This window comes from Streptomyces sp. NPDC050703, assembly GCF_040654435.1.
Taxonomy (GTDB): domain Bacteria; phylum Actinomycetota; class Actinomycetes; order Streptomycetales; family Streptomycetaceae; genus Streptomyces.
Genome location: NZ_JBFAHX010000017.1, coordinates 48019 through 60398, shown reverse-complemented (window position 1 = coordinate 60398; position 12380 = coordinate 48019). Strand labels below are relative to the sequence as shown.

At 71.8% G+C, this 12380-nt stretch carries 11 protein-coding genes and 1 tRNA gene; 2 read left to right on the top strand and 10 right to left on the bottom strand.

Annotation, left to right across the window (positions count from 1 at the left end; genetic code table 11):
* Positions 1 to 12: 12 nt before the first annotated feature.
* Both AB0I16_RS18010 and AB0I16_RS18005 read right to left on the bottom strand, forming a co-directional pair.
* A complete protein-coding gene (locus tag AB0I16_RS18010; RefSeq protein ID WP_363250362.1) occupies positions 13 to 1095 on the bottom strand; it encodes a DUF6528 family protein in 1083 nt (360 codons plus the stop codon).
* Positions 1096 to 1233: 138 nt separating this feature from the next.
* Positions 1234 to 2025: an exodeoxyribonuclease III gene (locus tag AB0I16_RS18005; RefSeq protein WP_363250361.1), complete on the bottom strand. Its 792-nt coding sequence runs from the start codon at positions 2023 to 2025 to the stop codon at positions 1234 to 1236.
* Positions 2026 to 2157: 132 nt separating this feature from the next.
* Here AB0I16_RS18005 and AB0I16_RS18000 point away from each other — a divergent pair, with 132 nt between their 5' ends.
* The gene (locus tag AB0I16_RS18000) at positions 2158 to 2685 is read left to right on the top strand and encodes a GNAT family N-acetyltransferase (RefSeq protein WP_363250360.1); all 528 of its coding nucleotides are present in this window, start codon (positions 2158 to 2160) and stop codon (positions 2683 to 2685) included.
* 70 nt (positions 2686 to 2755) lie between these two features.
* Here the strand turns inward: AB0I16_RS18000 and AB0I16_RS17995 are convergent.
* From AB0I16_RS17995 to galU, 7 genes are all read right to left on the bottom strand, one after another.
* Positions 2756 to 2829: transfer RNA gene (locus AB0I16_RS17995), tRNA-Ala, on the bottom strand.
* Positions 2830 to 2915: 86 nt separating this feature from the next.
* On the bottom strand, positions 2916 to 4175 hold the full coding sequence (glpR, locus tag AB0I16_RS17990) for a gephyrin-like molybdotransferase receptor GlpR (protein WP_363250359.1): 1260 nt from the start codon (positions 4173 to 4175) through the stop codon (positions 2916 to 2918).
* A 263-nt stretch (positions 4176 to 4438) separates the two neighbouring features.
* On the bottom strand, positions 4439 to 5062 hold the full coding sequence (locus AB0I16_RS17985; RefSeq protein ID WP_363250447.1) for a GNAT family protein: 624 nt from the start codon (positions 5060 to 5062) through the stop codon (positions 4439 to 4441).
* On the bottom strand, positions 5059 to 5682 hold the full coding sequence (locus tag AB0I16_RS17980; protein WP_363250446.1) for a MogA/MoaB family molybdenum cofactor biosynthesis protein: 624 nt from the start codon (positions 5680 to 5682) through the stop codon (positions 5059 to 5061). The genes AB0I16_RS17985 and AB0I16_RS17980 overlap by 4 nt, the downstream gene beginning before the upstream one ends.
* Before the next feature lie 98 nt (positions 5683 to 5780).
* Entirely contained in the window at positions 5781 to 6305 is a 525-nt protein-coding gene (moaC, locus tag AB0I16_RS17975; protein ID WP_363250358.1) for a cyclic pyranopterin monophosphate synthase MoaC, read from the bottom strand.
* Between the two features lie 87 nt (positions 6306 to 6392).
* Positions 6393 to 7739, bottom strand: coding sequence for a gephyrin-like molybdotransferase Glp (gene glp, locus AB0I16_RS17970; RefSeq protein WP_363250357.1), 1347 nt, complete (start codon positions 7737 to 7739; stop codon positions 6393 to 6395).
* A 3-nt stretch (positions 7740 to 7742) separates the two neighbouring features.
* Complete coding sequence (gene galU / locus AB0I16_RS17965; protein ID WP_363250356.1) at positions 7743 to 8654, bottom strand: UTP--glucose-1-phosphate uridylyltransferase GalU; 912 nt, start codon at positions 8652 to 8654, stop codon at positions 7743 to 7745.
* A gap of 93 nt (positions 8655 to 8747) precedes the next feature.
* On the opposite strand from galU, the gene AB0I16_RS17960 reads away from it, so the two are divergent.
* A complete protein-coding gene (locus AB0I16_RS17960; RefSeq protein ID WP_363250355.1) occupies positions 8748 to 9380 on the top strand; it encodes a 5-formyltetrahydrofolate cyclo-ligase in 633 nt (210 codons plus the stop codon).
* A gap of 99 nt (positions 9381 to 9479) precedes the next feature.
* Here the strand turns inward: AB0I16_RS17960 and AB0I16_RS17955 are convergent, their stop codons facing one another.
* Positions 9480 to 12278, bottom strand: coding sequence for a penicillin acylase family protein (locus tag AB0I16_RS17955; protein WP_363250354.1), 2799 nt, complete (start codon positions 12276 to 12278; stop codon positions 9480 to 9482).
* Positions 12279 to 12380 lie beyond the last annotated feature (102 nt).

The window sequence follows — 12380 nt, the reverse complement described above, 5'->3', positions numbered from 1 at the left end:
CCTCGCGGGACCTCACCGGGGCAGCCACCAGCGGGCCTTGTAGATGCCGCCGTCCACCAGCTTGTAACGGCTCTCGGGGCGGTGGACGCTCACCGTCGTCGTCCACCACGTCTCGTCGAGCCCGCTCTCGGGCACCGCGGTCACGACCTGCCCGGTGCGCGGATCGTCACCGACGCACTTCACCGACTTGCGGGAGATCAGCTCGGCACCCGCGAAGTCCCGCACGAAGACGCCACGGGCCGTGTCGTACTGGAACACCGCCGCGTTCGTCGTCACCCAGAGCCGCCCCGGCCGCCGCGCCACCGGGAAGAGGTCGTGCCCGCCGGGCGTCCTGCCCGGCGTCCCCACCGGCAGCCCGACCGCCGAGGTCCGCCGCAGAGCGGGCCGCGCCGGGACCCCGCCCACCTCGTACGTCACCAGCTCGTCGTCGCCGAGCGCCCACAGCACGCGCCGGGCACCGTCCCAGTGCAGCCCGTGCGCGCCCTTGAGCACCGCCTCGGCGTACCGCGTGGCCCGCGGCCCCTGCGAAGCCGCGTACAGCCGTACGAGCGCGCCCGTGCTGCACGCGACGGCCACGTTGCCGTCGGGCAGGATCTCGGCGCTGTGCGGATTGAAGAGGTCGTCGCCGGGCCCGAGCGCCGCGCCCCAGTACCGCTCGCCCGAGGGGTACGCGACGACGGCCGCGAAGCCGAACGACGCCGTCGTCAGGACGTAGGTGCGCCGCCGGTGCGTCCGCACCTTCGACTCGTTCGGATAGACCCAGCTCACGTCCGGCGCGAGGTCCGCGTAGTCCGGGCCCTTCAGCGGCGAGAACTGCCACCGCACGACGGAGGGGTCGGCGGCCGGGTCCCAGACGCGCCGCCGGGGGTCGAGGACGAGGAGCCGCCTGGTCGCCTGGTCGGTGAGGAGCACGGGCGGCGTGGCAGCGGGCTCGCCGCCCGCGCCGCGCGCCTCCGCGCTCCCCAGCGCGGCCACGGCCCCCGCGCCCGCCGCACCCAGCAGCAGGGCCCGCCGGGACGGCGTGGCGCCCTCCCGCGCTGCGGCTCCCACCGCGGCGGCCTTCGACGCGGCGGCCTTCGACGACACGACGGACATGAAGCCCCCCCGAACCCTCGGCAGTTGGGCATGACGCGACCGCAATCTGCCATGCCCCGAGGACCCGGGACAGCCCTCTGCCGGACTTTATGACCGCGCGCCGCATCCGCCGCGGGCGGCACGCGGGAGAAGGGCCCGCTACAGGTCGTAGACCACCGTCACGGGCGCATGGTCACTCCACCGCTCGCCGTGCGTCGCGGCCCGCTCCACATACGCCTTGACCGCGCGCCCGGCGAGGCCCTCCGTGGCGACGTGGTAGTCGATCCGCCATCCCGTGTCATTGTCAAAGGCGCGCCCGCGGTAGGACCACCAGGAGTAGGGGCCCTCGACGCCGGGATGCTGCTCCCTGACGACGTCCACGTACTCCTCGAAGACCTCGCTCAGCCAGGCGCGCTCCTCGGGCAGGAAGCCGGAGTTCTTCTTGTTGCCCTTCCAGTTCTTGAGGTCGGCCTCCTGGTGGGCGATGTTCCAGTCGCCGCAGACGACGACGTGGCGCCCCTCGGCCGCGGCCCGCGCCTTCAGCTCCTTCAGGTACACGAGGAACTCCGCCATGAACCGGACCTTCTCGTCCTGCCGCTCGGTGCCGACCTCGCCGGAGGGCAGATACAGGCTGGCGACGGTGACGCCCGGCAGGTCCGCCTCCACGTACCGGCCGCTGCCGTCGAACTCCGCCGAGCCGAAGCCGACCCGCACCCGGTCCGGCTCGCGGCGCGTGTACAGGGAGACCCCGGCCCGCCCCTTCGCCGCGGCGGGCGCGTGCACGACGTGCCAGCCCTCGGGCTCACGGACGCCCTCGGGGAGCTGCTGCGGCTCGGCGCGCACCTCTTGCAGGCACAGCACGTCGGCGGAGGTCTCGGCGAGCCACTCGACGAAGCCCTTCTTGGCCGCGGCACGCAGGCCGTTCACATTCACAGAGGTCACTGTCAGCACACCACTCGCCTACTCTCCTCGGCCTCTTCCGTCCTGGGGCCAGAGGTCAGGCTGCCATACGGCATCGCGGCACCGACCGGCACACTGGATTACTGATTCCCCTTAACGTCGCATAGAAGTACGATACCTCGCATGACTATCCAAGACGCCCAGGCTGCGACGGCCCCCGCCGCACCCGCTGTCCACCTGCGCACGGTCACCTTCGCGCACCCCGACGCCGTGGCGCTCAACGACCGCGTCCAGCTCGAATATGCGGAGCGCTACGGTGACGAGGGCGACGTCACGTTCCTCGACCCGTCCATGTTCGAGCCGCCCCGCGGGCTGTACCTCATCGCGTACGACGAGAGTGGCACCCCGCTGGCCACCGGCGGCTGGCGCTCGATGGACGCGGACGGCGAGGGCTACTCCGACGGCGACGCGGAACTGAAGCGGATGTACGTCACACCGGAGGCCCGCGGCCTCGGCCTCGCGCGCCGCATCCTGGCCGTCCTCGAACAGGACGCGAAGGCAGCCGGCCGCACCCGCATGGTCCTGGAGACGGGCACGAAGCAGCCCGAGGCGATATCCCTCTACACCTCCACCGGCTACACCCCCGCCCCCAGCAAGTTCGGCCACTACCGCTTCGACGACCTGAGCCTCTGCTACGAGAAGCTGCTGTAACCGGAGAACGCACGGGGGCAACGCAAAGATCCCGCCCGGTTCGATGAACCGGGCGGGATCTCATGTGCAGTGGACCTGTGGGGATTTGAACCCCAGACCCCCTCGATGCGAACGAGGTGCGCTACCAGACTGCGCCACAGGCCCTTGCAACGAGTGAAACTCTAGCACCCCGAACGGGGTGTTCAAAAATCCGCTCCTGGCTGGTCAGCCCGGGGGGACCGGCCGGCGCCTCACTCGTTGGCGGCGCGCGGCCTCTCGCCGTCCTCGTACTGGTCGAAGAGCGGCGTGCGGCCACGCTCGCGGGCCCGCCGCGCGGACGCGGCCCTGCGCTTGTCGCTGCGCCCTCCGGTGGCCTCCGTGCCCTCGGCGCCCTCGGGGGCACCGGCGCCGGCGCCCCCGGCATCGGCGGCACGCCGCTGCGGCTCGTCGGCGGCGCGCTCGGCCGGGCCGGACCGCGCCGAGCTCCAGGTGTCGGGCGCGCCCAGGTCGACGCCGCCGGTGGCGCGCGGGGCGACCGGCGCGGTGACGTACGTGGGCAGGGGCACGGGGACCGGGTCCCAGCTCTCGCCGCGGCCGGGGCCGCGCTGCCGCTCGCGCTGCTGGTCGACCCACTCGGCGTGGTCGGTCTGCTCGACGAGGGCACGGCGGTCGGCGGCGAGGGCCGACAGGCCGGCCCCGGCCCCCGGCGCCGCGCCCTCCTCCGCCTCGTCGGTGACGTGCCCCGCGCCCGCGGTGCCGCGGTGCGGCTGCCGCTCGCGCAGCCGCTGCGCCGCGGCCTCGGCCCGGCGGCGGTCCATGACGTAGGTGAAGCGCTTCCGCTCCTGGCCGCGCAGGTAGACGATGTAGGCGCTCAGGAGCAGGGCGGGCGCTCCGGGCGCCCACAGGAAGGCAAGGCCGCCGACGGCGGCGACGACCGCGCCGGCCGTGAAGGCGAGGAAGAGCAGCACCGTCGTACGCCGGCGCCTGGCGAGGACCTTCGAGCGCCGGGCGCGCGCGGCGGCCTCCGCCGACGCGGCGCGCCGGGCGGGCGAGACCTTCGGGCGGCGGGAGCGGTCGCGCTCCGGTTCGGGGCGTGCGTCTTGAGGGCGTGCGCCTTCGGGACGTGCGCCTTCGGGGCGAGCGCCTTCGGGGCGAGCGTCGGGCGGGGCCTCGGAGCGGGCCGCCGGGACCTCCGGCCGCCCGGCGGGCGCGTCGGAACGGCCCTTGTCGGGCTCCCCCCGCGGAGGCACGGCGAAGGACCGGACGTCCACCGAGCCGGTGATCACGTCCGGTTCGCCACGGCTCTCTCCCTCTTCGGGCGAGCGGGCTTGCAGGTCCTTGGCGTACCGGCGCTCCATCCCCGCCCGTCCGGACAGCAGCCGGATGGCGGTGCTGAAGCGTTCCGTCGGACGGGCTTCGTTCAGCTCGTCCTGCCTACGGAGCCACATCGGCACCAAGTAGGCGGCCCAGGCCCCGACGATGACTGCGTAGATGAGGCCGCTGCTGCTCACGCTCACACGGTAGAGGGGTTTCGCTGGGGCCATCCGCCAATTGGGCCGGTGTGTCGCACGATCTGGCTGATATCTCGACCTTTTTTTGCGACTGATGTGATCAACAGATCACAGAGGGCGGCGAATTAATGCCTCGGAGTGCGCCGGACAAGACATTTTCGGACCGCTTACGCACGGTCGCCCGTAGACGGCTGCCACACTAATTCGAACGTACATTTCATTTCCTGTGCCGGTCGCGGCTGGTCGCGGCCGGTCGGCACCGGCTAAGCGGTGTTCCGAGGTCGCGCGCGGTGCCAGCGGCGCAGCAGCCCTTCGGGGACCTCTTCGACGGTGAGCGCGAAGACCAGGTGATCGCGCCAGGCGCCGTCGATGTGCAGATAGCGCGGACGCATGCCCTCTTCGCGGAATCCGAGTTTCTCCACGACCCGTCGGCTCGGCGTGTTCTCGGGGCGAATACAGACCTCGATACGGTGCAGACCCACCGAGCGGAAGCAGTGGTCGACGGCGAGCGCGACGGCGGTCGGCATGACACCGCGCCCCGCGACGGACTCGTCCACCCAGTAGCCGATGTGGCCCGAGCACATGGAGCCCCAGGTGATCCCGGCGACCGTGAGCTGGCCGACGAGGCGGCCCTGGTACTCAATGACGAAGGGCAGCATCCGGCCCGCGTTGGCCTCCCCCCGCAGGTGGCGGACCATCTGCCGGTAGGTGGGCCGGTGCACGATCGGGCCGCTGGGCGTGGGCGGCGGGATCGTGGCCTCCCAGGGGCGCAGCCAGTCGCGGTTACGCCGGTTGACGTCGCGCCAGGCGCGCTGGTCCCGCATCTTTATCGGGCGCAGCGTGACGTCACCGTCCGTCAGGTCGACGGGCCAGGAAGGGCTGTTCAGCTCGCACCCCCTGCCGGACCGGGGTGGTCACCGCCGCGCAACTGGTCCACGGCGTGCTTCAGGAGCGGCTCAAGGACGGCGAGCCCGTCGCGTACGCCTCCCGTGGAGCCCGGCAGGTTCACGATGAGCGTGCGGCCCGCCACTCCGGCGACGCCGCGGGAGAGCACGGCCGTGGGGACCTTGTCCCTGCCGTACGCGCGGATGGCCTCCGCGATGCCGGGCACCTCGTGGCCGATGACGGCGCGGGTGGCCTCCGGGGTGCGGTCGGTGGGCGAGATGCCGGTGCCGCCGGTGGTGAGGACGACGTCGTAGCCCGCGTCGGCGGCGGCGCGCAGGGCCTGCTCGACGGGGTTGCCGTCGGGCACGACCTGGGGGCCGTCCACGGCGAACCCGAGGGCGGCGAGCCCCTCGGCGAGGATCGGGCCGCCCCGGTCGGGGTAGACGCCGGCGGCGGCGCGGTTGGACGCGGTGACGACGAGCGCCCTGTACGCGGCGGGCGACGCGTCGCCGAGCGGCGTGTCCCGGGGCTGCGGCGACCGGGGGGCCTGCGGGGCCGGCGGCGACGTCTCACCCGGCTGCGGCCGCCGGGCGGCTCCCGGCTCCTCGCCCAGGGAGTCGATCAGTTCCCGGTCCCGCCCGGGGGCTTCCTCCGTGCCGGGCGCACCGCCCGGAGCCGGCGTGGGATCGTGCTCCACGCGTGCGTGGCCCTCTTCCGCGCTCACGCCTGCGCCCCTTCGCGGTGCCACGTCCCCGACTTGCCGCCGGTCTTCTCCTCGACGCGTACGTCCGTGATGACGGCGCCCTTGTCCACGGCCTTCACCATGTCGACCACCGTGAGGGCGGCGACGCTCACCGCGGTGAGGGCCTCCATCTCGACCCCGGTGCGGTCCGTCGTCTTCACCGTGGCCAGGATCTCGACGGCGTCGTCCGCCACGTGGAGGTCGAGCTTCACTCCGGAGACGGCCAGTGGATGGCAGAGCGGGATCAGGTCGGGGGTGCGCTTGGCGCCCATGATCCCGGCGAGCCGCGCGGTCGCGAGGGCGTCGCCCTTGGGGACGCCCTCGCCGCGCAGCAACTCGATCACCCGCGGCGACACCAGGACGCGTCCGCTCGCGCGAGCCGTGCGCGCGGTCACGTCCTTGGCCGACACGTCGACCATGCGGGCCGCGCCCGCCTCGTCGATGTGCGTCAGCCGCTGCTGCTCAGAGGGTCCGGGGGTGTCCCCCCGGGAAATCGCGGTCATGTGCTGTGGCGCTCCCGGTCCGGGCCCCGCGCGATGCGGCGCGCGCGGGCCTGTTGTGCGCGACACGGTACCCCGCTGAGGGCCGTCTCAGCCGAGCAGGACCACCTCGACGTCCGCTCCCGGCTCCACCGACGTGGTGTCCTCGGGGAGGACGATCAGCGCGTTCGCGTGGGCGAGCGCGGCGATCAGATGCGATCCCGGGCCGCCGACGGGCTCCACACGGCCCGCCTCCGCGTCGTACCTCCCCCGGAGGAACTGCCTGCGGCCCGCGGGCGAGCCGAGCGCCTCGTCGCAGACCAGCTCCGCGCGCGCGGAGACCCGCTTGACCTCGGGCAGCCCCATGAGCATGCGGATCGCGGGGCGCACGAAGACCTCGAAGGAGACGTACGAGGAGACGGGGTTGCCCGGCAGCGCGAGCAGCGGGGTGTGGTCGGGGCCGATGGTGCCGAAGCCCTGCGGCTTGCCGGGCTGCATGGCGAGCCTGCGGAACTCCACGCCGCCGCCCGCGCCGATGCCGCTCTCCTCGTCCGGGTCGCCGACGGAGGTCAGGGCCTCCTTGACGACGTCGTACGCGCCCACGCTGACGCCGCCGGTGGTGACGACGAGGTCGGCGCGGATGAGCTGGTCCTCGATGGTGGAGCGCAGCGTCTCGGCGTCGTCGCCGACGGCGCCGACGCGGTAGGCGATGGCTCCGGCGTCGCGTGCGGCGGCGGTGAGGGCGAAGCTGTTGGAGTCGTGGATCTGGCCGTCGGCGAGCTCCTCGCCGGGCTGGACCAGCTCGCTGCCGGTGGACATGACGACCACGCGGGGGCGCGGGCGCACCTTCACCGTGCCGCGCCCGATGGCGGCGAGCAGGGCGATCTGCGGCGGTCCGAGGACCGTCCCCGCGCTCAGGGCGCGGTCGCCGGCCCGGACGTCGCTGCCCCGCGCGCGTACGTGCGCGCGTGCCTCGGCGGGGCGGTGCACCTGGACCTCGCCGGAGGCGCCCTCGGGGGCGGCGCTGTGGGCGCGCATGCCGGTGGCCGGGCCCTCGCCCAGGCCGCCGTCGGTCCACTCGACGGGCACGACGGCCTCGGCGCCGGGAGGCAGCGGGGCGCCGGTCATGATGCGGGCGGCCTGGCCCGCGCCGACGGTGACCTGCTTGCCCGCGCCCGCGGCGACGTCCCCGATGACGCGCAGCACGGCGGGGAACTCCTCGCTGGCGCCCTCGACGTCGGCGACCCGTACCGCGTATCCGTCCATGGAGCTGTTGTCGAAGGGCGGCAGCGCGACGGGCACCGTCACGTCCTCGACGAGGACGCAGCCCTGGGCGTCGAGGAGTTGGAGCTCGATGGGTTCGAGCGGGCGGACGGTCGCGAGAATGTCGTCCAGGTGCTCGTCCACCGACCAGAGGCCGTCCTGACCGGTGGTCGGTGTCGTCGTGCTGCTGCTCAAGTGCTACATCTCCTCGGTGACGTAACTGCGAAGCCAGGCCTTGAAGTCCGGCCCCAGATCTTCACGCTCGCACGCGAGTCTGACAATGGCACGCAGATAGTCGCCCCGGTCACCGGTGTCATAGCGGCGGCCCTCGAAGACCACGCCGTGCACGGGGCCGCCCACCTTCTCGTCGGCGGCGAGCTGCTGGAGGGCGTCGGTGAGCTGGATCTCGCCGCCGCGGCCGGGCTCGGTCTCGCGCAGGACGCCGAAGACGTGGGGGTCGAGGACATAGCGGCCGATGATCGCGTAGTTGCTGGGGGCGTCGGCGGCGTCGGGCTTCTCGACGAGGTCGGTGACCTTGACGACGTCGCCCTCCTCGGTGGCCTCGACGGCCGCGCAGCCGTAGAGGTGGATCTGCTCGGGGGCCACCTCCATGAGGGCGATGACGCTGCCGCCGTGGCGCTCCTGGATCTCGACCATGCGGGCGAGCAGGGGGTCGCGCGGGTCGATGAGGTCGTCGCCGAGGAGCACGGCGAACGGTTCGTCACCGACGTGGGGGGCGGCGCACAGGACGGCGTGACCGAGCCCCTTGGGGTCGCCCTGGCGTACGTAGTGCATGGTCGCGAGGTCGCTGGACTCCTGGACCCGGGACAGCCTGTCCTCGTCGCCCTTCTTCAGGAGGGCGGACTCCAGTTCGTAGTTGCGGTCGAAGTGGTCCTCAAGGGGGCGCTTGTTGCGGCCCGTCACCATGAGGACGTCATCGAGGCCCGCCGACACGGCCTCCTCGACCACGTACTGGATCGCCGGCTTGTCGACGACCGGGAGCATCTCCTTGGGGGTCGCCTTGGTGGCGGGCAGGAAACGCGTGCCGAGGCCGGCCGCCGGGATGACCGCCTTGGTGATCCTGGCGCGAGGGGGGTGAGACTCAGTCATGGCGCCACCTTATCCGGTCGGTATGGGCGGAATCTGTGGTTCCGGATACTTGAGCGGCATATGCGATCACTGAGAAGGGTTTGTGAGTTTCCCATGAACGGAACCGACGCCGGCGGCCGGACCGATGCCGGTGGCCAGCCAACCAAGCGCGGGTTGCGCAGGGACTTCCTCGCGGTGAGGCGGGGGTTGACCGAGGATGACGCGCAGAAGGCGGCCACGCTTCTCGCCGGGCACGCGCTGGAGCTTCCCGAACTGGCGACGGCCGAGACGGTCGCGGCCTATGTGTCCGTGGGCCGCGAGCCCGGCACGCGCGTACTGCTCGACGCCCTGCACGCGCGCGGGACGCGCGTCCTGCTGCCGGTGCTCCTCGCGGACAACGACCTGGACTGGGCCGTCTACGACGGCGAGGACTCCCTGGCCGTCGTGGCGCACGAGGGCAAGATGCCGCTCCTGGAGCCCGCGGGGCAGCGGCTGGGCCCCGACGCCGTCCGCGAGGCGGAAGCGGTGCTGCTGCCCGGCCTCGCGGTCGGCGAGGACGGCACCCGGCTCGGGCGCGGCGGCGGCTCGTACGACCGCGTCCTGGCCCGCCTGGAGCGCGCGGCCACCGATCCCGCCCTCGTGGTGCTCCTGTACGACTCCGAGGTCGTCGCGCACGTCCCCGGGGAGACGCACGACCGCCCCGTGCACGCCGCGGTGACGCCCTCGGGGGTACGCCGCTTCCGGTGAGAGGCCCGTGGCGCGACCCCGGGCAGCCGAAAGGGCCCTCCACACGTGCGTGGAGGGCCCTTTCGGCGGATGCGGTGCCTCACCGCCCGGTGTACCGGGTCAGGGGCGGAGCACCAGCTTGTCGCTCGTGCTCTTCTCGACGGCCTGCCGGGAGTGCGGCCACGGAAGGAGTTCGCCCTTGGCCCACTTGTCGGTCTGGTCGTCGTAGTGCGCGTTGTACGCGTGTCCCGAGGCGCCGGTGAGGTTGATCCACTTGGACTTGTCGAGGTCCTTGAGGTTCACCACCATGCGCATCGAGGGCACCCAGACGACGCCGTAGCCGCCCGCCGCGTTCCAGCCGGTGGCGTTGACCGCCGCCTCGCCGCCACCGAGGTTCCACGGGCCGCGATTGAGCACGAACTGCAGCCAGCCGGGGCCTTCGGTGCCGAGCGTCTGGTTCTTCAGCGTGAGGCGGTGCAGCCGGCCCCAGCTCCAGGTGTCGATGTCCTTGCCGAGCTTGGCCGTCAGGTCCCAGCGCGCGTCGTGGAGAGCCCGCTCGAACAGCTGGTCGCGATTCTTGGTCTCCTTGTCGGTGCGGGTCGCCGGCGCCTTCCACCAGCTGTTGGTCTCGTCGTCGATGATCTCGCGGATCACCTCGAAGTAGCGGTCGCCGCCGTCCGGCTGGGCCGAGTCGGCGTCGCGCTCACCGCACTCGCGGACCTTCTTGCCCTCGTCGGCCGGGCCGGTGTTGCCGGCCGGTTCGACGTTCAGGCACTGGCCCTTGACGCGCAGCTCCTTGGGGAGCTTGTTGCCGATGGCCAGCTTGAGGATGTTGCGCCACACCGAGTTGAAGTACGCGGCGGCCGCCGAGTCGGCGTCCTGGGTGTAGTCCCAGCCCTCCAGGAGCTTCTGCGCCTCGCGGACGTACTTGTCCTTGATGTCGATCTTCAGCAGCTTGGGCACGAGCAGCTTGGCGATCTCGCTGCTGTTGTCCGTCTGCATGAGGCGCATGTCCTCGGTGGAGACCTTGCCGCCGTTCTTGATCTTCGCCTTGATGAGGTCGTCGATCCGCTGGCTGCGCGCTCCGTAGCCCCAGTCCGAGGTGAGCTTGTACGGGTACTTCGCCTTGTCGCTGTCGTCGATCACGGCCTGGTTGGCGGTGACGATGTAGCCGCGCTCCGGGTTGTACTCGTAGGGCAGCGCGTCCTGGGGGATGTAGCCGTCCCAGCGGTAGTCGGGGTCCCAGCCCGGCGCGGGGAGCGAGCCGTCGCCCTTGCCGCGCGTCGGAATCCTGCCGGGCGCCTGGTAGCCGATGTTGCCCTTGGTGTCGGCGTAGATCAGGTTCTGCGAGGGCACCTCGAAGGAGGAGGCCGCCTTGCGGAACTCGGTGAAGTCCTTCGCCTTGTTGAGCTCGAAGACGGCGTCCATGGACTTGCCGGGGGTCAGCGCGGTCCAGCGCAGCGCCACTCCGTAGCCGTCGCCCCGGTCGGGCGCCGCGGTGTCGACGCCGGCCTTCTTGCCGACCTTGACCAGCTCGTCGTCGCGGTCGGAGACGAGCGGGCCGTTGTTGGTCCCGCGGACCGTGATCTTCTTGTCCTTGCCGCCGGCGACCTTGATGGTCTCCTCGCGGGTGGTGAAGGGCAGCACCTTGCCGTCGTACTGGTAGCCGTCCCCGGTGAACTTCTCCAGGTACAGGTCTGTGACGTCGGCGCCGAGGTTCGTCATGCCCCAGGCGATGTCGTTGTTGTGGCCGATGACCACGCCCGGCATGCCGGAGAAGGTGTAGCCGGAGACGTCGTACTGGCACTTGTCCGAGACCGAACGGCAGTGCAGGCCCATCTGGTACCAGACGGAGGGCAGCTGCGGCGCCAGGTGCGGGTCGTTGGCCAGGAGCGGCTTGCCGGTGATCGTGTGGCTGCCGGAGACGACCCAGGAGTTCGAGCCGATGCCGTTGCCGTTCGGGCCGAGGATCGCGGGGACCTCGTCCAGGGCGTCGGAGAGCCCCGAGAGCTGCGACTGCATCCCGTCGGGCGCCTGGGTGCCCCCGGCGAGGCCGCTGCCCGCGGTGCCGCCCGTACCGCTCTGGGCGCCCGTACCGGTCTGGGCGCCTGTACCGGTCTGGGCGCCCGTGGCGGTGCCCTTGGCGTCGTACTCCTCGGTGACGCCGTCGTAGGCGCCCTCGCGGACGACGGGCTTGTTCCGCTTGTACGGGTACTCCGGGTACAGGTCCTTGATCTGCGAGGGGCCGAGGCGGCTCGTCATCAGGGAGCGGTCGATCTCGTCCTGCATGTTGCCGCGCAGGTCCCAGGCCATCGCCTTGAGCCAGGCCACGGAGTCGACCGGGGTCCACTTCTGCGGCTTGTAGTCGTTGGTGAAGCCGAGCGCCGCGTACTCGACGGAGATGTCCTTGCCGTCCTTGCCGTCGAGGTAGGCGTTGACTCCCTTGGCGTAGGCCTGCAGGTACTTCTTCGTCTGCGGGGAGAGCTTGGAGTCGTACTCCTTCTTCGCCACCCGGTGCCAGCCGAGGGTGCGCAGGAACTCATCGGTCTTGACCTGGCCCTTGCCGAACATCTCGGAGAGCCGCCCGGAGGTCATATGGCGACGGACGTCCATCTCCCAGAAGCGGTCCTGCGCCTGGACGAAGCCCTGGGCCATGAAGAGGTCGGCGTCGGAGTCGGCGTAGATCTGCGGGATGCCGTTCCCGTCGCGCTTCACCTCGACGTTCCCGGCGAGTCCGTCGAGCTTGATCGTTCCCTTGGTCTGCGGGAAGGAGGCGCGCACGGTGCTGATGCTCCAGTACGCGCCGAAGCCGATGCCTCCGACGATGGCCAGGACCAGGACGATCACGACGAGTCGGGCTCGGCGCCCCTTCTTCTTGCCGGACTTATGACCGGAAGAGGCGTTGGTGTTGGAGGGCATCGCTGTCCTTGCTGTCCTTACGCGAGCGGCAGGGCGGGCTGTGCTGTCGACTGGGCGGCTCCAGGAGCGCTGGAGCAACCATAGGCGCAGGGCGTCGCGGCC